Consider the following 24,583-nt stretch of genomic DNA (forward strand, 5'->3'; position numbering starts at 1 on the left):
TCCGCGGTAATTCGCCCGACATCATCGCGTTTCCCGAGAAAGCCGGGGCACCATGGCGGCATGACTGGACTCAAGGTGCCGCCCCTGGCGCTTTCGGCCGGCGCCGGCGACCCCCAACTCCGCCCGCCCCGCCACCGCGTGGAGCGCCGGGCGGTGTGGTGGTGGACGATCCGGGTGGCCCTGTCGATGGTCGTGGTGGTCGGTGCCCTGGGGCTCACCTACTGGCTGTGGGAGGCGTCCCGGACCTGGGTCGGTCCGGTGCTCGTCGCGGTGGCCGCCGCGCACGTGGTGACCGGTGCGGTGATGCCGAGTTGGCGTTACCGCGTGCACCGCTGGGAGTGCACCGACCTCGCCGTCTACGAACTCAAGGGCTGGCTGGTGCGGGAGTGGCGGATCGTCCCGATCTCCCGCATCCAGAGCGTCGACGTGGCGCGCGGACCCGTCCAGCAGTGGCTGGGCCTGGCCACCCTCCGGGTCGTCACCGCGTCGCACGAGGGCCACGTCAAGATCGTCGGCCTGGACGCCGACGTGGTGGCGGCCGCCGCCGCGGAGCTCACCGCGCTCACCCAGGCCACCCCGGGGGACGCGACATGACGACCGTGGACGCCCCGGAGCACGCCGCCCCCGCGCCCGGGCCGCCCCACTCCGACGTGCCCTGGCAGCGCCTCAACGGCCGGCTGATCTGGGTCAATCTGGCGCGGCTGGTGCTCTCCACGCTGCCGACCGTGCTCTCGATGGTCTTCTTCGGCACCGGGCGGCACCTGTCGGACCTGTGGCCGGCGATGGTGGCGACCGGCATCGGCATGTTCCTCAGCGTCGCCGACGTGGTGCGGTGGCTGCGCACCCGTTACCGCATCACCGACGAGCTGGTGGAGATCAAGACGGGCCGGCTGATGCGGGTCTACCGCCAGGTCCCGCGCGAGCGGATCCGGGCGGTGGACCACAAGGCGAAGCTGCGGCACCGGCTCGCCGGGCTGCGGGTGGTCGTCATCAGTTCGGGCCGCACCCGGCCCGCGCTCCGACTCGACGCCGTCTCCACGGACATGGCGGGCGCGCTGCGCCGCGAGCTGATGCCCGGCGGCGCGCCGGACGAGGCCGGGTCCCAGGAGGGCGCGGCGCGGGAGACCGTCCTCGCGCGGGCGCGCTGGTACTGGATCTTCTACAACGTCATCAACATCTGGGGGATGCTCGTCGGCGGGCTGCTGTTGTGGAGCCTGGACGGGCTGCTGGAGCTGGTCAACGTCGACCTCACCGGTGCCCTCGGGGACCTCATCGACCGCCTCGCCACGGGCCGCGCCGGCCGCTGGGCGCTGTGGGCCGCGGTGGTCGCCGTGCTCGGCTTCACCGCCCTGACCAGCGGCTTCATCAAGGACAACTGGCACTTCCAACTCGTCCGCCGGGCAACGGAGGAGGGCACCTCGCTGGTCACCCGGCAGGGCCTGCTGTCGACCCGGGAGGTGCACCGCGACGACCGGCGGTTGCGCGGCATCCACCTGAGCGAACCGCTGTTCTGGCGCTGGATCGGGCTCACCGAGACGGCCGTGATCGCCACCGGCCTGGCGAGCTGGTCGCTCACCAGCGAGCCGGCCAGCAGCATCCTGCCGCGCGGCCCGATCGCCGAGGCCCGGCGGGTGGCCTCCCTCGTACTGCCGGGCCCGGTACGGCCGTTGGAGGAGCCGCTGCGCCGCCATCCGCGCGCCGCGCTGTACCGGCGGCTGCTGTGGGCGGCGGTCTGCTGCGCCGCGCTCGGCGGCCTGTTGGCCTGGCTCGGCGCCACGCACGTGGTGCCCGGGTGGCTCTGGACCCTCCCGCTGTGGGCCACGCCGCTGGCGGCCGTGCTGGCGGTGGTCGCGTACCGGACGCTGGGGCACACCTGCGCCGGTCGGTACCTCGTGCTGCGGCACGGCCTCATGCGGCGGGAGACCGCGGCGCTGTCGCGGGAGACCGTACTGGGCCTGAAGGTCCGCCAGTCGCTGGTGCAGCGTTGGTGGGGGCTGGTGAGCCTGGGCGTGCCGACCGCGGCCGGGCTGCGCTTCTACCAGGCGCCGGACATGACGGTGGAACAGTTCATGACGCTCGCCGACGAGACCGCCCCGGAGCTGCTCGCCGAGTTTCTCCAGCCGGCGCCGGAGCGCAATTCCGTGGCGCCCGTCGAGTAATTCGCCGGCGACAACTCCCGTATCGCCAGCGGGATACGGAAGGATTGCCGACGGCGTGGCAATCCCGGACCTAAAGCGATGTGCGCCTTATCGATGCGCGCCCTCTCGATGTGCGCCGCGGAAATCCCTCGGATTCCCGGCCGCCCGAATCGTCGACACCGGATATTTGGAGTACGCAAAAGATGTGGGAGATCAAACTGGCGGACGGGTTTTCCGTGAGCGCCCTCGGCCTCGGCTGCAGTTCGATGTCCTACGGCTATGAGACCGGTCCGCGGGACGACGACGAATCCGTCCGGGTCATCCACCGGGCGCTGGATCTGGGCGTCACCCTCTTCGACACCGCCGATGTCTACGGGCCGTTCACCAACGAGGAGTTGATCGGTCGGGCGCTGCACGGGCGCCGGGACCGGGCGGTGGTCGCGACCAAGTGCGGGATGATCACCCGGCCCGACGGCCGGTTCCTGCGCGACGGCCGGCCGGAGCACCTGCGGCGGGCCTGCGACGCCTCGCTGCGGCGGCTGCGCACCGACACCATCGACCTGTACCAACTGCACCGCGTGGACCCGGCGGTGCCGCTCGCCGAGACCTGGGGCGCGCTGGGCGAACTGGTCACCGCGGGCAAGGTCCGCGCGCTGGGCATCTCGCACGCCACCCGCGCCGAACTCGACGAGATCCACGCGGTGTTCCCGCTCACCACGGTGCAGTACGAGCTGTCGGTGTGGGCGCCGGGGAGCAAGCGGGAGATCCTGCCGTGGTGCCGGCGCAACGGCGTGGGCTTCCTCGCCTTCGCGCCCATAGGGCGCGGTTTTCTCTCCGGCCGGGTCTCCCCCGAGCGGTTGGACGCGGGCGACTCCCGGGTCCGGGACCCGCGGTTCGAGGCCGGGGCGATGCGCGCCAACGAGGCGATCCTGGACGGCCTGCGCGAGATCGCCGCCCGCCACGACGGCGCCACGCCCTCCCAGGTGGCCATCGCCTGGGCGCTCGCGCAGGGCCCGGACGTCGTGCCGATCCCCGGCACCCGGCACCTGCGCTGGCTGGAGGAGAACGTGGCCGCGGCCCAACTGCGGCTCACTGCCGAGGAGTTGCGCCGGCTCGACACCCTGCCGACGGCCGTCGGCGAGATGCACTGGGACCGGCTCCGGGAGGACCGCGCGGGCCCCGCCGACGCCCCGGACGCCGCCGACGCCCGGCCGGCCAACTAGGCCACCACCGGAGAAGATTGGACGACCACCGTGCTCTTCCCGCACACCACGTCCCGCCGCCTCGCCTTCCGCCCGGCCTCCGCCGCGGACCACGCGGACCTGATCCGCACCATGCTGCGCACCGGAATCGAGAGCGTCAGCCCCAGCGGGCGCGCGGGCGACCGCGACCTGTCCGCGTGCGACGCGGCCTTCCTCGTCACCCGCCGGGGCAGCGGCGACCTGTTGGGCTTCAGCACGCTGCACGGGCTCGACCAGGCCGGGCACGTCAAGGCCGGGGTCTACCTGGATCCCGCGCGCGCCCGGCTGGGCGTCGGTTCCGAGGCGATCTACCTGACGATCAACTACGCCTTCGCGATGTTCGACATCGCCACGGTGATCGCCCAGACCACCGCGGCCACGTTCGGCTCGGTCGGCATCACGCCGGACGACGACACCGTCACCGCGGTGCTGGGCGACTTCCTCTATTTCCGCGGGCGCCATTGGGACCTGCACACCTTCCAGCTCGAACGGGCCGAGTGGGAACGGCACGTCGACGGCCACCTCGACGACGTCCTGGGGCCGGGCCGGAGTTGGCGCACCGACCCGAACCGCCCGCCCGCCGCCGCGTGAGCCCGACCGACCCCCCGTCCGGCGCCCGCCGCGCGGCGCCGCCACCCACCGCAACAGGACTTCAAGGAGAACCAGTGCCAGGTCACGGAACGGGACCGCTGATCACCGTCCTCGGGGCCTCGGGCCTGCTCGGTACGGCCGTCAGCCGGGAGTTGGCGAGCCGACCGGTCCGTCTCCGGCTGGTCGGCCGCCGCCCGGTGACCCTGCCGCCGCACCCCGCCGCCCGGATCGAGCAGCGCCGGGTCGACCTCACCGGGCCCGGCGCGGTCGCCGACGCGATCGCCGGCTCGGACGTCGTCGTGCACCTCGTCGCGCACATCTCCGGCTCCGGCACCTGGCGGGTGGCCGACGGCGACACGCTGGCCGAGCGCGTCAACCTCGGCCTGGTGCACGACGTGCTCGACGCCGTCCGGGCCCGGCGCCCGGCGCGGCCGCCGGCCCTGCTGTTCTCCGGTTCGCTCTCCCAGTCCGCCCAGGTGCCCGCGGAGCTGGCCGCCGCCGGCGTCCGGCCCGAGGAGCTGCTGACCGCCTACGACCGGCACAAGTTGGCCGCGGAGCGGGCCATCGCGGACGCCACGGCCGAGGGCCTGGTCCGCGGCAGCACCCTGCGGCTGTCCACCCTCTACAGCCTCGGCACCGACCCGGCCGACCTCGACCGCGGGGTGGTCGCCAGCATGACCCGGCGCGCCGTCGAGGGCCAGCCGCTCACCGTCTGGCACGGCGGCACCGCCAAGCGCGACCTGCTCGGCATCGACGACGCGGCCCGGGCGTTCACCGCGGCCCTGGACGCGCTGGACGGGGTCGCGGGCCGGGCCTGGGAGATCGGCACCGGTGAACAGACCAGCGTCGCCGAGCTGTTCGCGGCGATCGCGCACGCGGTGTCCCGGCAGACCGGCCGGCCGCCGGTGCCCGTCGTGGAGAGCGCCCCGGCCGCGTACGCCATGCCGACGGACCGGATCGACTTCGTCCTGCGCTCCCCCGCGTTCCGGGACGTCACCGGCTGGGCCCCGCGGGTACCGCTCCACGAGGGGCTGGACCGGATCGCCGCCGCCGTCGCGCAAGCGCAGCGCACCCCCGCCTGATCGCCACTGACGAGGGACACCATGCGAGTACTGTTCACCACCACCCCCGACAAGAGCCTGTTCCAACAGATGGTGCCGCTGGCGTGGGCGCTGCGCACCGCCGGCCACGAGGTCCGCGTCGCGGCCCCGCCGAAGTTCGCGTCGGTCATCACCCAGGCCGGGCTCACCGCCGTCCCCGTAGGTAGCGACCGTCCGATCTGGCGGCTGCCGCAGCTCGACCCGGAGCGGATGGAGGCCGAGCGCAAGGGCCTGCCCGCCCCCTACAGCGCCGCCGAGACACCGCTGGAGGCGCTCGACTGGCCGACGCTGCGGGCCGGTTACGAGCGGGTCGTCGGCCACTGGCACAAGACCGACAACTTCCCCATGACCGCCGACCTGGTGGAGTTCGCCCGCCACTGGCAGCCGGACCTGGTCCTGTGGGAACCGCTCGCCTACGCCGGCGCGCTCGCCGCCCGGGCCGTCGGCGCCGCCCACGCCCGGCTGTTGTGGAGCATCGACGTGCTGGGCCTGACCCGCAGCCGCTTCCTGGCCCTGAAGGCGCAGCAGCCGGCGGCCGAGCAGGCCGACCCGCTCGCCGACTGGTTGGGGGCCTACGCCCGCAAGTACGGCGGCGAGTTCACCGAGGAGCTGGCCACCGGCCACTTCTCCCTGGACCAGTTCCCGCCCTCGCTGCGGATGGCCGCGGACGGCGTGCGCTACGTGCCGATGCGGTACGTGCCCTACGGCGGGCCCGCGGTGGTCCCCACGTGGCTGTGGCGAGCGCCCGAGCGGCCCCGGGTGGCGCTCACCCTGGGCATCGCCGCCACCAGCCGCTTCGCCGGTCACATCGCCGACGTCGGGGACATCCTGGAGGCGTTGGACGGCCTGGACATCGAGGTGGTCGCCACCCTCGCCGAGTCCGAGCAGCGCAAGTTGCGGCGGATTCCGGACAACGCCCGGGTGGTGTCGTACGTGCCGCTGCACGCCCTGCTGCCCACCTGTAGCGCGGTGATCAACCACGCCGGCCCGGGGACCTTCCTGACCACGACCCTCAATCCGGTCCCCCAGGTCGCCGTGCCCTGGGACTTCGACGAGCCGGAGCTGGCCCGGCGGGCGGCCGCCCAGGGCGCGGTGTTGACCGTCCGTGCCGACCGGGCCACCGGCCAGGCGGTGCGGGACAGCCTGCTGCGGGTGCTGGGCGAGCCGGGCTTCCGCCAAGCGGCCACGGAGCTGCGCGACCAGTTCCGCGCGCTGCCGACGCCGAACGAGCTGGTGCCCGAACTGGAGCGCCTGACCGCCGAGTTCCGCTCCCCCGCCCGACGAACCCAGTGAGGCCCACGCCATGCGCGTCCTGTTCGCCACCAGTCCCCACAAGAGCATCTTCCAGTACATGGCGCCCCTGGCCTGGGCGCTGCGCACCGCCGGCCACGAGGTCCGCTTCGCCAGCCAGCCCGCCTTCTGCCCGACCATCACCCAGGCCGGCCTGACCGCCGTCCCCGTCGGCCGCGACCACGCCAAGCTGTGGGCGGCCCGCGCGACCAAGAACGGGTTCGACGCGGGCCGCGCGGGCATCGAGGAGCCCTACGACGCGTTCACCGACCCGGGGAAGGACACCTGGGAGTACCTGGCGCCCGGTATGGCCCGCGCGGTGGCCGACCGGCACCGCCAGACCGCCTTCCCGATGATCGCCGGCCTGGTGGAGTTCGCCCGGCACTGGAAGCCGGACCTGGTGATCTGGGACCCGCTGACCTTCGCCGGCCCGATCGCGGCCACCGCCGTCGGCGCCGCCCACGCCCGGCTGCTCTTCGGCATCGACGTGCACGGCGGCGTCCGCCGGCAGTTCCTGCGGCTGAAGGCCGAGCGGCCCGCGGCCGAGCAGGTCGACCCGCTCGCCGACTGGCTGGGCGGCTACGCCCGCAAGTACGGCGCCGAGTTCACCGAATCCATGACCACCGGCCACTTCACCATCGACCAGTTCCCCCGCAGCCTCCAGATCGAGGCACCCGAACTCGACTACGTCCGCACCCAGTTCATCCCCTACGGCGGCCCCGCCACCGTCCCCAAGTGGCTCTGGAAGCGACCGGAGAAACCGCGCGTCGCCCTCACCATGGGCCTGAGCGCCACCGACATCTACGACGGCTACACCGTCCGCACCCAGGAGGTGCTGGACTCCCTGGCCGACCTCGACATCGAACTCGTCGCCACCCTCGCCGACGCCGAGAAGGCCAAGCTGCGCCGGGTGCCGGACAACGCCCGCCTGGTCCCCTACGTCCCCATCCACCACCTCGCCCCCACCTGCGCCGCCTTCATCCACCACGCCGGCGCCGCCACCCTCGCCACCGTCGCCCGCCACCCAGTCCCCCACCTCTCCCTGCACTACCACTACGACCAGCCGATCCTGGCCCGCAGGCTCACCGCGCACGGCGCCGGCCTCGACCTGCACACCAGCCGGGCCAGCGGCCAGGCCGTCCGCGACGCCGTCCAACGCCTGCTGAACGAACCGCGGTTCACCACCCGGGCCGCCGCACTGCGCGACGAGACCCTCGCCCTGCCCACCCCCAACCAGCTCGTCCCCCACCTCGAAGAGCTCACCGCCCGCCACCGCACCACCCCCGCCTGAACACCTGCCTGAACCCGCCGGAACCCACCGGAAGACCCCTGGAAGGCCACCCATGCGAGTCCTGTTCACCGCCTATCCGGAGCGCACGCACTTCCTGCTCATGGCGCCCCTGGCCTGGGCGCTGCGCACCGCCGGCCACGAGGTCCGCTTCGCCAGCCAGCCGAAGTTCACCGGGGAGATCACCCAGGCCGGGCTCACCGCCGTCCCCGTGGGCCGGGACCGGGACCTGTGGCAGCTCCTGGCCCGCGACCCGAGTTGGCTGGGCCAGTCCGACAAGGGCGGCATGCCGCTGCCGTACGACGTGGCCGACCGGCCGGCCGAGGAGATCACCTGGGAGTACCTCAGCCAGGGCTACGCGGCGCAGGTCGAGCGCTGGCACAAGACCAGCAACGTGCCGATGATCGGCGACCTGGTGGAGTTCGCCCGGCACTGGCAGCCGGACCTGGTCCTGTGGGAACCGCTCACCTACGCCGGCGCGCTCGCCGCCCAGGCCGTCGGCGCCGCCCACGCCCGGCTCCTCTTCGGCATCGACATGTACGGCGTGGCCCGCGAGCACTTCCTGCGGCTGGCGGCCGAGCGGCCGGCGGGTGAGCGCACCGACCCGATGGCCGACTGGCTGGGCGGCTACGCCCGCAAGTACGGCGGGGAGTTCGGCGAGGAGCTGATCACCGGCCAGGCCACCGTGGACCTGGTCCCGCAGTGCCTCCAGCGCCGCGCCGGCGGCCTGACCTACCTGCCGCTGCGGTACGTGCCCTACGGCGGCCCCGCCACCGTCCCCGCCTGGCTGCGGCGCCCGCCCAAGCGGCCGCGGGTGGCGCTCACCCTGGGGCTGAGCACCACCGGTCACGGCGGGGAGTACGCGGTGGGCGTGCAGGACGTCCTGGACGCGCTCGGCGACCTGGACATCGAGGTGGTCGCCACCCTCGCCGAGGCCGAGCAGCGCAAGCTGAAGCGGATCCCGGACAACACCACGGTGGCGTCCTTCCTGCCGCTGGACGCGCTCGCCGCGACCTGCGACGCGGTCATCCACCACGCCGGCTTCGGCACCCTCGCCACCACCGCGCTGCGCGGCCTGCCCCAACTGACCCTGCCCTGGGACAACGACGGCCCGGCGCTCGCCGAGGGCGTCACCCGGGTCGGCGCCGGGCTGCGGCTCAACCCCAAGGAGGCCACCGGCGCGGACGTCCGGGACGCGGTGCTCAGGCTGCTGTCCGACCCGGGCCTTTCTCGGGGCGCGGCCGGGCTGCGGGGCGCCATGCTCGCCCAGCCCACCCCCAACGCCATGGTGCCCACGCTGGAGCGGTTCGTCGCCGAGCGGCGGGAGCGCGCCGCGGCCGCCACCGTGAGCGGGGGCTGACGCCGTGCGGGTCCTGTTCGTCGCCAACCCCGAGAAGGCGCACGTGCTGCCGCTGCTGCCGCTGGCGTGGGCGCTGCGCACCGCGGGCCACGAGGTGCGGGTCGCCGGCACCCCGTGGTTCACCGACGTGATCACCCAGGCCGGGCTGACCGCCGTACCGGTCGGCCGGGACTACGACCTGTGGGAGCTGCTGCGCCGCCAGATGCACACCCTCCCGGACTGGTCCTACCGCCCGGGGTTCGGCCTGCCCGCGCCGTACGACGCCGCGCACGACCCCGGGCGGGCCACCTGGTCCCATCTGACCGCCGGCTACGAGGAGATCGTGCGCCTGTGGCACAGGCCGGCCAGCTTCCCGATGATCGCCGACCTGGTCCGCTTCGCCCGCGCGTGGCGGCCCGACCTCGTCCTGTGGGAGCCGCTGGCGATGGCCGCCCCGATCGCCGCGGCGGCGTGCGGGGCCGCGCACGGCCGGCTGTTGTGGAGCGTGGACGCCTTCGGCGTCACCCGCGACCACTTCCTGCGGCTGCGCGCGGAGCAGCCGCCGGCCGAGCGCATCGACCCGCTCGCCGACTGGCTGGGCGGCTACGCCCGCCTGCACGGCGGGGAGTTCACCGAGTCCATGACCACCGGCCACTTCACCGTCGACCAACTGCCGGCCTCGCTGCGGCTGGCGAGCTCGCTGCGCACCCTGCCGATGCGGTTCGTCCCCTATGGCGGGCCGGCGACGGTGCCCCGGTGGCTGTGGACCCCGCCCGAGCGGCCCAGGGTGGCGCTCACCATGGGCGTGAGCGCCACCGACCACGGCGCCGGCTACGAGTTCAGCGTCCAGGACGTCCTCGCCTCGCTGGCCGACCTCGACATCGAGGTGGTCGCCACCGTCCCCGAGGCCGAGCAGCGCACGCTGACGCGGGTCCCGGACAACGCCCGCCTGGTGCCCTACGTGCCGCTGCACGCCCTCGCCCCGACGTGCAGCCTGGCCATCCACCACGCCGGCTTCGGCACGCTGCTGACGATGGCCCAACACCCCGTGCCGCAACTGCTGTTGCCCTGGGACTTCGACGGGCCCACGCTGGCCCGCCAGGCCGCGGCCCAAGGGGGCTCGCTGGTGATCGGGGCCGACCGGGCGACCCCCGCGGCGGTGCGCGAGGCGGTGCTGCGGCTGCTGGGCGAGCCCGGCTTCCGGGAGCGGGCGAGGGCCCTGCGGGACGAGCTGACCGCGCTGCCGACGCCGAACGAGCTGGTGCCCGAACTGGAGCGCCTGACCGCCGAGTTCCGCTCCCCCGCCCGACGAACCCAGTGAGGCCCACGCCATGCGCGTCCTGTTCGCCACCAGTCCCCACAAGAGCATCTTCCAGTACATGGCCCCCGTGGCCTGGGCGCTGCGCACCGCCGGCCACGAGGTCCGCTTCGCCAGCCAGCCCGCCTTCTGCCCGACCCTCACCCAGGCCGGCCTGACCGCCGTCCCCGTCGGGCGGCGCCAGAACCCGTTCCGGATGCTGGACTTCGTCGACCCCGAGGCGATCGCCGCGGCCCGGGTCGGCCTGCCGGCCCCCTGGGACGTCGCGGCGGATCCGGCGCGGGCGACCTGGGACCACCTGCGGGCGGGCTACGAGCTGGCCGTGAGCTCCCTGCGGGAGGACAACTTCCCGATGATCGCGGACCTGGTGGAGTTCGCCCGGCACTGGCGGCCGGACCTGGTGGTCTGGGAGCCGTTCGCCTACGCCGGCGCGATCGCGGCCACCGCCACCGGCGCCGCGCACGCCCGACTCCTCTTCGGCATCGACGTGTTCGGCGTGGCCCGGGACCACTTCCTGCGCCGGCGGGCCGAGCAACCGGCCGGCGAGCGCACCGACCCGCTGGCCGACTGGCTGGGCGGCTACGCCCGCAAGTACGGCGCGGAGTTCACCGAGTCCATGACCACCGGCCACTTCACCATCGACCAGTTCCCCCGCAGCCTCCAGATCGAGGCACCCCAACTGGACTACGTCCGCACCCAGTTCATCCCCTACGGCGGCCCCGCCACCGTCCCCAGGTGGCTCTGGAAGCGACCGGAGCGCCCCCGGGTGGCCCTCACCATGGGGCTGACCGCCACCGACGTCTACGACAGCTACACCGTCCGCACCCAGGAGGTGCTGGACTCCCTGGCCGACCTCGACATCGAACTCGTCGCCACCCTCGCCGACGCCGAGAAGGCCAAGCTGCGCCGGGTGCCGGACAACGCCCGCCTGGTCCCCTACGTCCCCATCCACCACCTCGCCCCCACCTGCGCCGCCTTCATCCACCACGCCGGCGCCGCCACCCTCGCCACCGTCGCCCGCCACCCAGTCCCCCACCTCTCCCTGCACTACCACTGGGACCAGCCGATCCTGGCCGACAAGCTCACCGCCCACGGCGCCGGCCTCGACCTGCACACCAGCCGGGCCAGCGGCCAAGCCGTCCGCGACGCCGTCCAACGCCTGCTGAACGAACCGCGGTTCACCACCCGGGCCGCCGCACTCCGGGACGAGACCCTCGCCCTGCCCACCCCCAACCAGCTCGTCCCCCACCTCGAAGAGCTCACCGCCCGCCACCGCACCACCCCCGCCTGAAGACCCTGGAGGGCACCTCGATGCGCGTCCTGTTCACCGTCATCCCGGAAAAGACGATCTTCCTGAGCATGGTGCCGCTGGCCTGGGCGCTGCGCACCGCGGGCCACGAGGTCCGCTTCGCCTGCCAGCCCTCGTTCGCCCCGGTCGTCACGCAGGCCGGGCTCACCGCCGTGCCGGTGGGCCGGGACAGCGACGTGTTCCGGATGGCGCGGCGGGACCCCGACGGGCTCGAAGCGGCCCGGGTCGGGCTGCACGCCCCCTGGGACACGGCCGAGGACCCGTCGAAGGCGCGCTGGGAGCCGATGCTCAACGGCTACTACGACGCGGTCGAGAAGGGCCACAAGCCGGAGAACTTCCCGATGATCGCCGGCCTGGTGGAGTTCGCCCGGCACTGGCGGCCGGACCTGGTCCTGTGGGACCCGCTCACCTACGCCGGCCCGATCGCGGCCACCGCCACCGGCGCCGCGCACGCCCGACTCCTCTTCGGCGCCGACGTGTTCGGCGTCGCCCGCGCGCACTTCCTGCGGCTGAAGGCCGGGCGGCCGGCCGGCGAACGGGCCGACCACCTCGCCGACTGGCTGGGCGGCTACGCCCGCAAGTACGGCGCCGAGTTCACCGAATCCATGACCACCGGCCACTTCACCATCGACCAGTTCCCCCGCAGCCTCCAGATCGAGGCGCCCGAACTCGCCTACCTGCGGATGCAGTTCGTCCCGTACAACGGGCCGGCGACGGTCCCGGGGTGGCTGTGGTCCCGGCCCGCCCGGCCGCGGGTGGCGCTGACGATGGGGCTCACCGCCACCGACCTCTTCGACGGCTACACCATCGGCGCCCAGGACGTCCTCGACGCCCTGGGCGAGCTGGACATCGAGGTCGTCGCCACCCTCGCCGACGCCGAGCGGGCCAAGCTGCACCGCGTTCCGGACAACGCCCGGCTGCTCCCGTTCGTGCCGCTGCACGCGCTGGCGCCGACCTGCGCGGCCGTCATCCACCACGCCGGGCCCGGCACGCTGGGCACCGTCGCCCGGTACGGCGTTCCGCAACTGTCGATCCCGTACAGCTTCGACGAGCCGTTGCTGGCCCGGAAGTTGGCCGCGCACGGCGCCGGCCTGGAGCTCGGGCACACCGGGGCGACCGGAGCGGCCATCCGCGACGCCGTCCAACGCCTGCTGAACGAACCGCGGTTCACCGCCCGCGCCACCGCGCTGCGCGACGAGACCCTCGCCCTGCCCACCCCCAACCAGCTCGTCCCCCGCCTGGAAGAGCTCACCGCACGGCACCGCACCGGCGCCCCGCACGACCACCGCTGACGGCGCCCGCGGCGCCGACGAGGAGACGGATCCGACCCACCATGCGCATTCTGTTCACCTGCTATCCCGAGCGCACCCACTTCCTGCTGATGGCACCGCTCGCCTGGGCGCTGCGCACCGCCGGACACGACGTGCGGGTGGCCTGCCAACCGAAGCTGGCCGGGGCCGTCACCCAGGCCGGGCTCACCGCGGTGCCGGTCGGCAGCGACCGCGACCTGTGGCAGGTCGCCGGCCGGCTCAACGGCGCCGGCGCGCGGCTGGCGCCGGGCCTGGCCGAGCCCTACGACGCCGCGGAGCGCGCGCCCGAGGACATCACCCTGGACTGGCTGCGGGACGCCTACCGCATCCGGGTCGCGGCCGCGCACAAGATGACCAATGCGCCGCTGGCCGGTGCGCTCACCGAGTACGCCCGGCACTGGAAGCCCGACCTGGTGGTCTGGGAGCCGCTGACCTTCGCCGGCGCGATCGCGGCCGAGGCGACCGGCGCCGCGCACGCCCGGATGCTGATCGGCGCGGACGTGTACGGGATCGCCCGGCAGCACTTCCTGCGGCTGTCCGCGCGGCGGCCGGGCGGGGACGCCGACGACCCGCTGGGCGCCTGGCTGGCCGGCTACGCCCGCCGAAACGGCGGGGAGTTCAGCGAGTCCCTGGTCACCGGCCAGTTCAGCATCGACCTGCTGCCGCCGTCGCTCCAGGTCCATGCGCCCGGGCTCGACTACCGCTCGCTGCGGTTCACCCCCTACGGCGGGCCGGCCGTCGTCCCCCGCTGGCTGTGGGAGCCGCCGCAACGCCCCCGGGTGGCCCTGACGTTGGGGCTCACCGTCAGCGACCACGGCCTGCCCTACCCGGTCGACATCCAGGACGTCCTGGACTCCGTCGCCGACCTGGACATCGAGCTGGTGGCCACCGTCAGCGACGCGGCCCGGCAGCGCCTGGCGCGGGTCCCGGACAACGCCCGCCTGGTGCCGTACGTGCCGATGCAGGCGCTGCTGCCGACCTGCTCGGCGGTCATCCACCACGCCGGGGTCGGCACCCTCACCACGGCGGCGTTCTACGGCGTGCCCCAGCTTGCGCTGCCCTGGGACGTGGACCAGCCGCTGCTGTCGGCGCGGCTGGCCGCGCACGGCGCCGGCCTCACCACGCACGCCACCCGGGCCACCGGGGAGAGCGTCCGGGCCGGTGTGCTCCGGCTGTTGGAGGACGCCGCCTTCCCGCAGCGGGCCCGGGAGCTGCGGGACGAGATGCTGGACGTGCCGCACGCCAACGCGGTGGCCCGGGAGTTGACGGAGCGGGTGGCCGCGGCGCGCGGCTGAGGAGGGTCAGGGCCGCGGGGCGGTGTCGGCGCCGCCCCGCCGGCCTCAGCGCTGCGTCGCGCGCCAGTACTGCCGCTTGTCCTTGTCGCGCACGACCACGCCGGCGTCCGCGAGTTCCCCGCGCAGCTCCCGGAGTTGGTCCAAGGACCCGGGCTTCTTCAGCAGCTCCTCGCGGGCCCGGAACAGCACGTGGGCCTGCGCGGGCAGCTTCCCGCTCTCCGGCACCCAGAGCTGGAACTCCTTCTTGTACGGGTCCTCCTCGGCCCACTTGTAGCCGTGCGCGGCGAACGCCACCGCCAGCCGGCGGCGGTCCTGGTCGCAGTCCTCCCGGGCGAGTTCCTCGGTGCGGTGGCCGAGCAGCACCAGCTGCTTGCCGTCGAGGAAGGCCATGGCGACGTCGGCGCCGGCGTACTCCCGGGGCTCGCCCTTGCGTGTGAGGACGACGCGGTCGCCGTCGACGCTGACCGACAGCTCACTGAACTTGATGATCGCCCCGCCGATCAGCCCGATGAGGCCGCCCGCGGCCACCACCCCGATGGTGAGCCCGGGTTCGGGGATCGAGGACAGCAGCTTCGCCGGCCCCTGCATGGGCGCCCAGGGCAGCGTCACCAGCCACTTCGCGACGACCTTGAGCAGCCAGCCGAGCCCGGCCCCGATCAGCCCGAACACCACGCAGACGAGCACTTGGCCCAGGATCGGCTCGGCGACCACCGTCGGCTGGTCGGTCTTCGGGTTCAGCTCTTTCGGCACAGCTAGATCACTCCCACTCGTTGCTCGGATACCCCGCGCGGGGGCGCCCCTTGACATCAGAAAAGTCCGTGCGTGAACGGCGCACGGCCGCACCGTCCGCACCGTCCGGCCGGGTCCGGCCCGGCGGCGGCTCCCGGCCGGCGCTACGCCTCCCGCGGCCACGGCAGCGCCGCCGTGACCTCCCAACCGCCGTCCGCGGCCGGGCCGTACTCCAGTCGCCCGCCGGCCAGCGCCACCCGCTCGGCCAGCCCCGCCAGCCCCTGCCCGGCGTCGCCCGCCGCCTGGCCGCCCGGCCGGCCGCCGGCCGCGGCGTTGACCACCTCGACCCTGAGCCCCTCCCCCGCCCTGCCGGTCACCCCGACCCGCGCCGCCGCCCCGGGGGCGTGCTTGCGGACGTTGGTGAGCGCTTCCTGCACGACCCGGTAGGCCGTGCGGCCGATCAGGTCGGGGGCGGCCTCCGGGATCTCCTTGAGCAGCCGTACCCGCATTCCCGCCGCACACGACTCTGCGACAAGCCGGTGCACGTCGGCCAGGGTCGGCTGGGGCAGTTCACCGGCCGGGGCCCGCAGCACGCCCAGCACCTGGCGCAGGTCCTGGAGCGCCTGGTGCGCGCTCTCCCGGATCACCCCCGCGGCCCGGGCGACGTCCGCGCTGGGGGCGTCGGGGCGGTACTCCAGGGCGCCGGCGTGCAGCGCCAGCAGCGAGAGCCGGTGGCCCAGCACGTCGTGCATCTCCCGGGCCACCTCCTCCCGGGCCCGCAACTGGACCTGTTCGGCGCGCAGCGCGGCCTCCGCCGCGACCTGCACCAGCAGCTTCCGCCGGTGGTGGATGAAGAGCCCCCAACCGACCGCGCCGGCCTGGACGATGGTGCCGAAGAGGAAGAAGTGGAAGGCCGGCAGGCCCGCGTCGGGTCGGATGAAGACATCGGAGACGACCGGCAGCAGGCTGGCCGTGTAGACCACCGCGGTGGTCCGCGGCGAGCGGTGGACGGCGACCGAGAACAGCGCGACCAGCATCGCGCCGGCGACCATCTCGAACAGCACCGAGAGGCCGATCAGCACGAAGGCGACCTCGACCGGCTTGCGCCGGCGCAGCCACAGCAGGACGCAGCCGAACACCCCGGCCAGTTGCTCGACGTACCACCAGTTGACGCCGAGCCCGGGATCGGCCTGCCCCCGGCCCTTCGCGGAGAGGACGCCGTAGGCCACCGCAAGCAGGAACAGCGCGGTGTCCACGGTCCAGTCCCGTGGACTCCGCCGGACGGGCACGGAAGCGGTCACGGAGTCGGGCACGCTTCGGACTTTACCGGCGTGATCCCTTCCCGAGGACGGGTCGGGCGGTGGACGATACCTTGGTCGGACCGTCGGAGACTTTAGTCTCGGGCAGCTCTCCGGGGCGGCCTCGCCGACGCCCGGCCCCGTCTCGCCGGCGGGACGGGCCGGCCTCTTGCCGGAGCGGCCCGGCGGAGGGTTTCCGCTCTCGTTCCGCTCCCGGTTCCCGACCCGTGGCGCGCCCCACCAGGACCCCATGTCCGGTGCGGCGGCCGGCCGTTGTGCGCCAGCCGCCCGCCACGGGTGTCCACCGCCCGGATGCTCCCCCATGCCCCGCCGCCGAGGCAGCCGCCGCAGGCCGGCTGCCCTTTTCCGCGAGAGAAGGCCGAGTTGACCACAGCGCCAGGTCCGAACAAGGACGTACACAACGGTTCCCGTCCAATGACCGGTGCCAGCTACCTGGAGTCCCTGCGGGACGGGCGCGAGGTCTACCTCCACGGCGAACGGGTCGCGGACGTCACCACGCACCCCGGGTTCCGCAACAGCGCCCGCTCGCTCGCGCAGCTCTACGACGTGCTGCACGCGCCGGAGTCCCGCGGCGTGCTGGCCGTCCCCACCGACACCGGCAACGGCGGCTTCACCCACCCGTTCTTCAAGACCGCCAGGAGCTCCGAGGACCTCCTCGCCGCCCGCGACGCGATCGTCGCCTGGCAGCGCCTGGTGTACGGCTGGATGGGCCGCACCCCGGACTACAAGGCCGCGTTCTTCGGGACGTTGCAGGCCAACGCGGACTTCTACGGGCCGTTCAAGGACAACGCACTTCAGTGGTACCGCCGGGCCCAGGAGCAGGTGCTCTTCTTCAACCACGCGATCGTCCACCCGCCGGTGGACCGCGACCGGCCCGCCGACCGGACCGCCGACGTCTGCGTGCACGTGGAGGAGGAGACCGACGCCGGGCTGGTGGTGTCCGGCGCCAAGGTCGTGGCGACGTCCTCGGCGCTGACCAACGCCAACCTCATCGCGCACATGGGCCTGCCGCTGCGGGACAAGCGGTTCGGCGCGATGTTCACGGTCCCGATGAACGCCCCCGGCCTGAAGCTGTTCTGCCGCACCTCCTACGAGATGCACGCCGCCCTGCTGGGCAGCCCCTTCGACTACCCGCTCTCCAGCCGGCTGGACGAGAACGACTCGATCATGGTCCTGGACCGGGTGCTGGTCCCCTGGGAGAACGTGTTCGCCTACGACGCGGTGTCGGCCAACGCGTTCGCTACCCGCTCCGGCTTCCTGGAGCGCTTCACCTTCCACGGCTGCACCCGGCTCGCGGTGAAGCTGGACTTCATCGCCGGGTGCCTGCTGAAGGCCGTCGAGGTCACCGGCACCTCCGGCTTCCGCGGCGTCCAGGCGCAGATCGGCGAGGTGCTCAACTGGCGCGACATGTTCTGGGGCATGTCCGACGCGATGGCGAAGTCGCCCACCCCGTGGCTGGGCGGCGCCGTCCAGCCCAACCTCAACTACGGCCTGGCGTACCGGACGTTCATGGGCATCGGCTATCCGCGGATCAAGGAGATCATCCAGCAGACCGTCGGCAGCGGCCTGATCTACCTCAACTCGCACTCCAGCGACTGGCAGAACCCGCAGATCCGCCCGTACCTGGACCGCTATCTGCGCGGCTCGCGCGGCGTCGAGGCGGTGGACCGGGTCAAGCTCCTGAAGCTGCTGTGGGACGCGGTCGGCACCGAGTTCGCCGGCCGGCACGAGCTGTACGAGCGGAACTACGGCGGCGACCACGAGGGCATCCGGGTGCAGACCCTGCTGAGCTACCAGGCGCGCGGCCAGGCCGACTCCCTCAAGGGGTTCGCGGACCAGTGCCTGTCCGAGTACGACCTCGACGGCTGGACCCGGCCGGACCTGTTCGGCCCGGAGGACCTGCCGCGCCTGGCCACCGGGGGCTGACGCGGTGACCGCGCAACCGCTCCAGGGCATCCTCGCCACGGTGGGCAGCACCCCGCTGGTGGAACTCACCCAGTTCACCGCGGCGTACGACCTCCCCTTCCGGGTGTTCGCCAAGGTCGAGCGCTTCAACCCCGGCGGCAGCATCAAGGACCGCTCGGCGCTCAGCATGCTGCGCGAGGCCCTGCGCACCGGCGAGGTGGTCCCCGGCCGGACCACGGTGATCGAGTCCAGCTCCGGCAACCTCGCCATCGGCATCGCCCAGATCTGCTGCTACTACGGGCTGCGGTTCGTCTGCGTCGTGGACGCCCGCACCACCGAGCAGAACCTGGCGATCCTGCGCGCCTACCGCGCCGAGGTCGAGGTGGTCACCGAGCCCGACCCGGCGTCCGGCGAGTACCTGCCGCAACGGCTGCGCCGGGTGGCGCAGTTGGCCGCGGCGCTGCCCGACTCCTACGTGCCGGGCCAGTACGGCAACCCGTTCAACCCCCGGGCGCACCTGGAGACCATGGGCGAGATCGACCGGGCCCTGGACGGCGCGGTGGACTACCTGTTCTGCGCGGCCGGCACCACGGGCACGCTGAACGGCTGCGCCGCGTACGTACGGCAGCACGCCCTGCCGACGACGGTGGTCGCGGTGGACGCGGTGGGCAGCCGGATCTTCGGCTCGCCGGTGGCCTGCCCCCGGCTCATCCCCGGGCACGGCGCCGCCGTGGTGCCGGCGCTCTTCGACCCCACGGCCGCCGACCGCGTGGTGCACGTCGGCGACCTGGAGGCGGTGGTCGGCTGCCGGCGGCTGGTGCGGCACGAGGCGCTGCTCGCCGGCGGCTCCTCCGGCGCCCTGGTCGCCGCGCTGACCAAGAGCGCGCCGGACATCCCGCCCGGGGCCTCCTGCGTGCTGGTGCTGCCGGACGGCGGCGACCGCTATCTCGACACCATCTACTCCGACGCCTGGGTGCGTCACCACTTCGGCGAGGTCGCGCACCTGTGGGCGGAACCGGCCTCGCCCGACGCGAAGGAGACCGTCCCTTGCTGATCATCCGCCATGCCGAGGTCGCCGACCTCCTGCGGGGCCAGGAGCAGCACGTGCTGTCCCTGGTGGGCGAGACCTACCGCCTGCACGACGAGGGCCGCACCGCCCTGCCGCACTCGGTGTTCCTGCGCTTCCCTGACCGCCCTCGGGACCGGATCATCGGCCTGCCCGCCTACGTGGGCGGCACCGACGCCGCCGCCGGGATGAAGTGGATCGCCAGCTTCCCCGGCAACGTCGCCGACGGCCGGGCCCGCGCCAGCGCCGCCATGCTGCTGAACTCCATGGCGGACGGGACCCCCGAGGCGCTCGTCGAGGCGTCACTGATCTCGGCCCAACGCACCGCGGCCTCCGCCGCGTTGGCCGCCGCCCGCCTCGTCACCGACCCGGCGCCGCGCGGCCTGGCCCTGATCGGCACCGGCCCGATCAACCACGAGGTGCTGCGCTTCACCAAGGCCCAACTCCCCTCCCTGCGCGAGGCGGTGGTCTTCGACCTGGACCCGGCGCGGGCCGCGGTCTTCGCCGACCGGGCCGGGGAGCTGGCGCCCGACGTCACCGTCACCGTCGCCGACCGGGCGGAACAGGCCCTCGGCGCCCACCCGTTGGTCTCCCTGGCGACCTCCGCGGGCGAACCCCACCTGGACCTGGCCGCCTGCCAGCCGGGCGCGACCGTGCTGCACGTCTCGCTCCGCGACCTGACCGTCGAGGCGGTCCTCGGCGCCCAGAACGTGGTCGACGACGCGGACCACGTGTGCCGCGAGCGCACCAGCCTCCACCTGGCCGAACTGGCCACCGGGAACCGGGACTTCATCGACGCGCCGCTGGGCGCCCTGCTGCGCGGCACCGCCGCGTTCCGCCGGGACCCGCAGCGGACCGCGGTCTTCTCCCCCTTCGGCCTCGGCGTCCTCGACCTCGCCCTGGCCCGCTGGGTCCGCGACCGGGCCCGGGCGGACGGCCTGGGCACCCGCATCGAGGGCTTCCTGCCGTAGCCGCCCACCGCAACGCCGACTGCCGTGCCCCCGTCCACGTCATGGGGGGCACGGCAGTCGGCGTTCGGGCCGGTGCGTCCCGGCCGCGGCGGTCAGATCTCCACCAGCAGCGCGTTCCGGCGGATCTCCTCGATCAGCGCGGCCTGCCGCAGCGAGCCCTCCTGCTGCTCGGTGACGTCCCGCTCGCCGAGCACCGCACCGACGAAGGCGTCGATCACGTTGGCGAACTGGTGGTCGGCGGGCAGCACGAACTGCTCGGCGTGGTCCTGCCGTTCGATCCGCATCACGGGCTGGTAGGTCTCCGGCGGGGTGAACGCCCGGTCCAGGGTGAGGCGTCCGGTGCTGCCGGAGAGGCTGTAGGTGTTGCGGTAGGAGTGCTCCATGCCGAACGTCAGGTGGGCCGGAACGCCCTGGGGCGTGCAGAGCAGCACGCTGCCGGACATCACCACGCCGCGCTCCCGGTCGTGCCGGAACACCGCGCCGGCGACCCGCAGTTCGCTGCCGAGGAAGAACTGCGCCGCGCGCACCGGGTAGCCACCGAAGTCCAGGAAGGCGCCGCCGCCGACGTCGCGCTGGTAGCGGATGTCGCCCACCGGCTTCGGCGGGATGGTGAACGCGCTGGAGAAGCCGCGCAGTTCGCCGATGGCGTCCTCGGCCAGGGCCTTGTGCACGGCGGTGTGCTGGGAGTGGTAGAGGAACATGTAGTTCTCCAGCAGCACCAGGCCCCGCTCGCGGGCCCGGGCCAGCAGCCGCCGGGTGTCCTCGTGGCCGGCCGTCAGCGGCTTCTCGACCAGGACGTGCTTGCCCGCGTCCAGGGCCCGTTCGACCCATGCGGCGTGCAGCAGGCCGGGCAGCGGGATGTAGACGGCGTCGACGTCGTCCCGGTCCAACAGGGCGTCGTAGCCTTCCAGCGGCGCGCCGCCGAACCGGTCGGTGAACCGCGCAGCGGACCGCCGCTCCCGGCTGGCGACCGCCGTGATCCGCACCGCGCGGTTGCCCTCCATCGCCGGGAGGGTCCGCCGCCAGGCGATGTCCGCACACCCCATGACCCCGATGCGCAGTCGATCGCTCGTGCTCTTAAACATGTGGGAGAACTCCGCTCAGCGTGGGAAGCGTGGGATGGGAAGAAGGGGAGCGCATCGCCCGCGCCGCGGGGCGTCAGGCGTCGGCCGAGCGCTTTCCCAGCGCCGCGTAGTGGGCCAGGCACTCCTCATAGGTGGGAAGCAGCCCCTGTGCGACCGCCTCGGCCAGGGTGGGCGCCGAGGCGTCCTTCTCCGACATGACCGGCGGTTCGGTGAGGCCCCAGGGGATGCCGATGTCCGGGTCCAGGGGGTTGACTTCGATCATCGTGCCGGGGACGTACGCCGTTGAGCACAGGTAGTTCATGCAGGCGTTGTCGGTGAGGGTCAGGAAGGCGTGGCCGATGCCGTCGGCCAGGTACACCGCGGTGCCCGACTCCTCGTCCTGCGGCGTCACGTCGTAGGCGCCGAAGGTGGGCGAGCCGACCCGCAGGTCCACCGCGACGTCCAGCACCGCGCCGCGCACGCAGGTGACCAACTTGGCCTGGCCGGGCGGCAGGAAGGTGCTGTGGATGCCGCGCATGGTGTTCCGGCGGCTGACGGAGTAGTTCGCCTGCCCGACGGTGAAGGGATAGCCGATGATCTCCGTGAGCGTCTCGGCCCGGAACGCCTCGAAGAACGAACCGCGCAGGTCCGGGATCCTGTTGGGGACGATGCGATACGCCCCCTTGATTGACATTTCGGTAACTCGTGCCGCATCAAACATGGCCCACCGCTCTGAAGGGGTCGCTAGGTGTCGAAACGCTACGCATCGCCCGGCCGCCGCCCGCTCACGCGAGGCTCAGCAGGCAGGTGAGCAGCGAGCGGGCCTCGATGTTGAGGTAGTGGCCGTGGCGCAGGAGGTCGGTGAGCTGCCGCGCCGTCATCCAGCACAGGTGCGGGTCCACGTCGAGCGGGAAGTCCTCGCCGACCTCGACGATCTGATAGCGGGTCAGCGCGTGGTGGAACCGCCCGCCCTCCTCCGAGAGGACCTGGTCGTAGCGGATGGCGCCGCCGCCGGGCCGCAGGGCGTCCCGCAGGATGTCCTCCTGGACGGCGTCCAGGCCCTGGCCGGGGTGCAGATGCACCGTCGGCGCCATCTCCACCTGGTCCATCAGCCCGTACTCGGGCCGGGCCCGCACCAGCAGGTGAACCACCCCGTCGATGGCGCGGGCCAGGAACACCGCCCGGCCCTCGCCCCGCGGGTACAGCAGCGGCTGCGTCCAGCGGGTGACCTCCCGGGTGCCGGCCGCGACCCGCACCGCGATGATGCGGAAGTTCTCCGCGCCCTCGTCGGTGATCTCCCAGTCGTCGCGCTTCCACCCGGCGACGTCCGCCAGCGGCACCAGCCGGGCGCTCCAGTCGCAGCGGGTCTTCGCCTCGGTGAACCAGCTCAGGATGGAGCCCGCGCTGTCCGGCACGAACGGGCTCCGCGCCGCGCCCCGGTACTGGTACGAGCGCACCAGGGCGTCCCGGAACGCATCGCCGCTTCGCCCCTCGGTCTCGTCCGGGAGCATGAACGGCAGGCACGACAGCACCGTGCGGGCGTCCATGTTGACGAGGTTGTCCACCGTCATCAGCCCACGGAGCTGGTCCATGGTGAGCCAGCAGAAGTCCTCGTGCAGCGGCACGTCCCCGGTCGCCAGCACCACCATGTTCCGGTTGCGCTTGCGCCAGAACCAGGCGCCCTGCTCGGACTGGAGGACGTCCACCAGCACCTGGCCGCGCTGCGGCCCGGTGAAGTGCTCCAAGTACCGCGTGCCGGCGCCCTGGTGGACCTTCATGTAGTTGCTGCGGGTCGCCTGCACGGTGGGCGAGAGCTGGATGGTGTTGGCGTTCCCCGGCTCCATCTTGGCCTGCATCAGGCAGTGCAGGACGCCGTCGAACTCCTTGACCAGGATGCCGAGGATGCCGATCTCCGGCTGGTTGATGACCGGTTGGGACCACAGCTCCGGGCCGGCGTTGCCGCCGGCGCGGACCTGGAGCCCCTCGACGGTGAAGAACCGCCCGCTGGCGTGGCCGAGATTGCCGGTCCCCGGGTCGAACTCCCAGGCGTCCAGGTCGTGGAAGGGGATGCGCTCCACCGAGAACCCGCCCGCCCGGCGGCGCTCGGCCCACCAGGCGTGGAACTCGGCGGTGGACAGAAGGCTCACCTCGGTCAGAGCCTTCCCATGACGTCGAACACCGCGTCGATGACCCGCTCCTGCTCCGCGTCGGTCAGCGACGGGTACATCGGCAGCGAGAAGATCTCCTCGGCGACCCGGCTGGTGACCGGCAGCGCGTCCTTGGCGTAGCCGAGGTGGGCGAAGCCGGACTGGGTGTGCACCGGCCACGGGTAGCTGATGTTCAGCGCGATGTCGTGGGCCTTGAGGCCCTCCAGGAGCTGGTCCCGGCGCGGGTGGCGGCAGACGTAGACGTAGTAGACGTGGTCGTTGCCCGGCGCGGTCACCGGGGTGACCAGGTCGGTGCCGGCGAACGCCGCCGCGTACCGGTCGGCGATGGACCGGCGGCGGGCGACGTAGTCGTCGAGGCGGGTGAGCTTGCGGCGCAGGATCTCCGCCTGCACCTCGTCGAGGCGGGCGTTGTGGCCGGGCGTCTCGACGACGTAGTAGCGGTCCTCCATGCCGTAGAAGCGCAGCCGCCGCAGCCGGGCGTCGAGGGCCGCGTCGTCGGTCACCGTGGCGCCGGCGTCGCCGTACGCGCCGAGCACCTTGGTCGGGTAGAAGGAGAACGCCGCGGCGTCGCCCATCGTTCCGGCGAGCCGGCCGTGGTGGCGGGCGCCGTGCGCCTGCGCGCAGTCCTCCAGGACGACCAGGCCGTGCTTGGCGGCCAGCTCCTTGAGCGGCGCCATGTCGACGCACTGGCCGTACAGGTGCACCGGGAGCAGGCAGCGGGTGCGCGGGGTGAGGGCCGCGGCGACCTGGTCGACCTCCATCAGGTAGGTGTCGGGGTCCACGTCGACGAAGACCGGGGTGGCGCCGACGGCGTCGATCGCGATGACGGTGGGCGCCGCGGTGTTGGAGACCGTGATCACCTCGTCGCCGGGGCCGACGCCCAGGGCGCGCAGGCCCAGGACGATGGCGTTGGTGCCGTTGTCGACGCCGACGCAGTGGCCGAGGCCGTGGTAGTCGGCGAACTCCCGCTCGAAGCCCTTGACGCTCCTCCCCAGCACCAACTGCCCGGAGCCGAACACCGTGTCCACCGCGTCGAGAATGTCCGCGCGTTCCTTGTCGTACTCCGGCAGGTAACCCCACACATGCTGGGTCATCGCGGCACGTCACCTCCAACAGGGTTGCCGTCAGGTTTGAAGAGTTGG

The 24,583-nt window shown here is 73.3% G+C and carries 21 protein-coding genes; 15 read left to right on the top strand and 6 right to left on the bottom strand.

Annotated features, from left to right (window positions below; all coding sequences use genetic code 11):
* Positions 1 to 60 precede the first annotated feature (60 nt).
* From PV796_RS17740 to PV796_RS17795, 12 genes are all read left to right on the top strand, one after another.
* On the top strand, positions 61 to 594 hold the full coding sequence (locus PV796_RS17740) for a PH domain-containing protein (RefSeq protein WP_274914273.1): 534 nt from the start codon (positions 61 to 63) through the stop codon (positions 592 to 594).
* A complete protein-coding gene (locus PV796_RS17745) occupies positions 591 to 2,159 on the top strand; it encodes a PH domain-containing protein (RefSeq protein ID WP_274914275.1) in 1,569 nt (522 codons plus the stop codon). The genes PV796_RS17740 and PV796_RS17745 overlap by 4 nt, the downstream gene beginning before the upstream one ends.
* Positions 2,160 to 2,341: 182 nt before the next feature.
* Positions 2,342 to 3,361 (top strand): aldo/keto reductase, encoded by a 1,020-nt coding sequence (locus tag PV796_RS17750; protein WP_274914277.1) that lies wholly within the window; start codon positions 2,342 to 2,344, stop codon positions 3,359 to 3,361.
* A 30-nt stretch (positions 3,362 to 3,391) separates the two neighbouring features.
* Positions 3,392 to 3,970, top strand: coding sequence for a GNAT family N-acetyltransferase (locus PV796_RS17755; protein ID WP_274914279.1), 579 nt, complete (start codon positions 3,392 to 3,394; stop codon positions 3,968 to 3,970).
* Between the two features lie 74 nt (positions 3,971 to 4,044).
* Positions 4,045 to 5,052 (top strand): NAD-dependent epimerase/dehydratase family protein, encoded by a 1,008-nt coding sequence (locus tag PV796_RS17760; protein WP_274914281.1) that lies wholly within the window; start codon positions 4,045 to 4,047, stop codon positions 5,050 to 5,052.
* Positions 5,053 to 5,073: 21 nt separating this feature from the next.
* Positions 5,074 to 6,363, top strand: coding sequence for an activator-dependent family glycosyltransferase (locus tag PV796_RS17765; RefSeq protein ID WP_274914283.1), 1,290 nt, complete (start codon positions 5,074 to 5,076; stop codon positions 6,361 to 6,363).
* A gap of 10 nt (positions 6,364 to 6,373) precedes the next feature.
* Positions 6,374 to 7,651 (top strand): activator-dependent family glycosyltransferase, encoded by a 1,278-nt coding sequence (locus PV796_RS17770; RefSeq protein ID WP_274914285.1) that lies wholly within the window; start codon positions 6,374 to 6,376, stop codon positions 7,649 to 7,651.
* 52 nt (positions 7,652 to 7,703) lie between these two features.
* Positions 7,704 to 9,008 (top strand): activator-dependent family glycosyltransferase, encoded by a 1,305-nt coding sequence (locus PV796_RS17775; RefSeq protein WP_274914287.1) that lies wholly within the window; start codon positions 7,704 to 7,706, stop codon positions 9,006 to 9,008.
* A gap of 4 nt (positions 9,009 to 9,012) precedes the next feature.
* Positions 9,013 to 10,308 (top strand): activator-dependent family glycosyltransferase, encoded by a 1,296-nt coding sequence (locus PV796_RS17780; RefSeq protein ID WP_274914288.1) that lies wholly within the window; start codon positions 9,013 to 9,015, stop codon positions 10,306 to 10,308.
* Positions 10,309 to 10,318: 10 nt separating this feature from the next.
* A complete protein-coding gene (locus tag PV796_RS17785; protein ID WP_274914289.1) occupies positions 10,319 to 11,596 on the top strand; it encodes an activator-dependent family glycosyltransferase in 1,278 nt (425 codons plus the stop codon).
* A 20-nt stretch (positions 11,597 to 11,616) separates the two neighbouring features.
* The gene (locus PV796_RS17790; RefSeq protein ID WP_274914291.1) at positions 11,617 to 12,906 is read left to right on the top strand and encodes an activator-dependent family glycosyltransferase; all 1,290 of its coding nucleotides are present in this window, start codon (positions 11,617 to 11,619) and stop codon (positions 12,904 to 12,906) included.
* 41 nt (positions 12,907 to 12,947) lie between these two features.
* Entirely contained in the window at positions 12,948 to 14,219 is a 1,272-nt protein-coding gene (locus PV796_RS17795; protein WP_274914293.1) for an activator-dependent family glycosyltransferase, read from the top strand.
* 45 nt (positions 14,220 to 14,264) lie between these two features.
* Here the strand turns inward: PV796_RS17795 and PV796_RS17800 are convergent, their stop codons facing one another.
* Together PV796_RS17800 and PV796_RS17805 are read right to left on the bottom strand one after the other, a co-directional pair.
* Positions 14,265 to 14,969 (bottom strand): YqeB family protein, encoded by a 705-nt coding sequence (locus PV796_RS17800; protein ID WP_274914294.1) that lies wholly within the window; start codon positions 14,967 to 14,969, stop codon positions 14,265 to 14,267.
* A 143-nt stretch (positions 14,970 to 15,112) separates the two neighbouring features.
* Complete coding sequence (locus tag PV796_RS17805; RefSeq protein ID WP_274914295.1) at positions 15,113 to 16,261, bottom strand: sensor histidine kinase; 1,149 nt, start codon at positions 16,259 to 16,261, stop codon at positions 15,113 to 15,115.
* A 420-nt stretch (positions 16,262 to 16,681) separates the two neighbouring features.
* Here PV796_RS17805 and PV796_RS17810 point away from each other — a divergent pair, with 420 nt between their 5' ends.
* Genes PV796_RS17810 through sbnB form a run of 3 tightly spaced genes read left to right on the top strand, consistent with a single transcriptional unit; the run spans position 16,682 to position 20,209 of the window.
* On the top strand, positions 16,682 to 18,193 hold the full coding sequence (locus PV796_RS17810; protein ID WP_274914296.1) for a 4-hydroxyphenylacetate 3-hydroxylase N-terminal domain-containing protein: 1,512 nt from the start codon (positions 16,682 to 16,684) through the stop codon (positions 18,191 to 18,193).
* Positions 18,194 to 18,197: 4 nt separating this feature from the next.
* Positions 18,198 to 19,226, top strand: a complete 1,029-nt coding sequence (gene sbnA / locus PV796_RS17815) for a 2,3-diaminopropionate biosynthesis protein SbnA (RefSeq protein ID WP_274914297.1) — start codon at positions 18,198 to 18,200, stop codon at positions 19,224 to 19,226.
* Positions 19,220 to 20,209, top strand: a complete 990-nt coding sequence (sbnB, locus tag PV796_RS17820) for a 2,3-diaminopropionate biosynthesis protein SbnB (protein WP_274914298.1) — start codon at positions 19,220 to 19,222, stop codon at positions 20,207 to 20,209. The genes sbnA and sbnB overlap by 7 nt, the downstream gene beginning before the upstream one ends.
* 92 nt (positions 20,210 to 20,301) lie before the next feature.
* Here sbnB and PV796_RS17825 read toward each other — a convergent pair whose 3' ends face one another.
* The 4 genes from PV796_RS17825 to PV796_RS17840 all read right to left on the bottom strand — a co-directional run bounded on the left by PV796_RS17825 (position 20,302) and on the right by PV796_RS17840 (position 24,535).
* A complete protein-coding gene (locus PV796_RS17825) occupies positions 20,302 to 21,294 on the bottom strand; it encodes a Gfo/Idh/MocA family protein (RefSeq protein WP_274914299.1) in 993 nt (330 codons plus the stop codon).
* 73 nt (positions 21,295 to 21,367) lie between these two features.
* On the bottom strand, positions 21,368 to 21,967 hold the full coding sequence (locus PV796_RS17830) for a dTDP-4-dehydrorhamnose 3,5-epimerase family protein (RefSeq protein ID WP_274914300.1): 600 nt from the start codon (positions 21,965 to 21,967) through the stop codon (positions 21,368 to 21,370).
* 91 nt (positions 21,968 to 22,058) lie between these two features.
* Positions 22,059 to 23,420, bottom strand: a complete 1,362-nt coding sequence (locus PV796_RS17835) for an NDP-hexose 2,3-dehydratase family protein (RefSeq protein ID WP_274914301.1) — start codon at positions 23,418 to 23,420, stop codon at positions 22,059 to 22,061.
* Positions 23,421 to 23,425: 5 nt separating this feature from the next.
* The gene (locus tag PV796_RS17840; protein WP_274914302.1) at positions 23,426 to 24,535 is read right to left on the bottom strand and encodes a DegT/DnrJ/EryC1/StrS family aminotransferase; all 1,110 of its coding nucleotides are present in this window, start codon (positions 24,533 to 24,535) and stop codon (positions 23,426 to 23,428) included.
* Between the last annotated feature and the right edge of the window lie 48 nt (positions 24,536 to 24,583).

The sequence above is a fragment of the Streptomyces sp. WZ-12 genome (assembly GCF_028898845.1).
Classification (GTDB): Bacteria; Actinomycetota; Actinomycetes; order Streptomycetales; family Streptomycetaceae; genus Streptomyces.

Coding starts and splice junctions, on each gene's coding strand:
- PV796_RS17740 (WP_274914273.1), top strand. CDS start 61: ATGACTGGACTCAAGGTGCCGCCCCTGGCGCTTTCGGCCGGCGCCGGC.
- PV796_RS17745 (WP_274914275.1), top strand. CDS start 591: ATGACGACCGTGGACGCCCCGGAGCACGCCGCCCCCGCGCCCGGGCCG.
- PV796_RS17750 (WP_274914277.1), top strand. CDS start 2,342: ATGTGGGAGATCAAACTGGCGGACGGGTTTTCCGTGAGCGCCCTCGGC.
- PV796_RS17765 (WP_274914283.1), top strand. CDS start 5,074: ATGCGAGTACTGTTCACCACCACCCCCGACAAGAGCCTGTTCCAACAG.
- PV796_RS17770 (WP_274914285.1), top strand. CDS start 6,374: ATGCGCGTCCTGTTCGCCACCAGTCCCCACAAGAGCATCTTCCAGTAC.
- PV796_RS17775 (WP_274914287.1), top strand. CDS start 7,704: ATGCGAGTCCTGTTCACCGCCTATCCGGAGCGCACGCACTTCCTGCTC.
- PV796_RS17785 (WP_274914289.1), top strand. CDS start 10,319: ATGCGCGTCCTGTTCGCCACCAGTCCCCACAAGAGCATCTTCCAGTAC.
- PV796_RS17790 (WP_274914291.1), top strand. CDS start 11,617: ATGCGCGTCCTGTTCACCGTCATCCCGGAAAAGACGATCTTCCTGAGC.
- PV796_RS17795 (WP_274914293.1), top strand. CDS start 12,948: ATGCGCATTCTGTTCACCTGCTATCCCGAGCGCACCCACTTCCTGCTG.
- PV796_RS17810 (WP_274914296.1), top strand. CDS start 16,682: ATGACCGGTGCCAGCTACCTGGAGTCCCTGCGGGACGGGCGCGAGGTC.
- PV796_RS17825 (WP_274914299.1), bottom strand. CDS start 21,294: ATGTTTAAGAGCACGAGCGATCGACTGCGCATCGGGGTCATGGGGTGT.
- PV796_RS17830 (WP_274914300.1), bottom strand. CDS start 21,967: ATGTCAATCAAGGGGGCGTATCGCATCGTCCCCAACAGGATCCCGGAC.
- PV796_RS17840 (WP_274914302.1), bottom strand. CDS start 24,535: ATGACCCAGCATGTGTGGGGTTACCTGCCGGAGTACGACAAGGAACGC.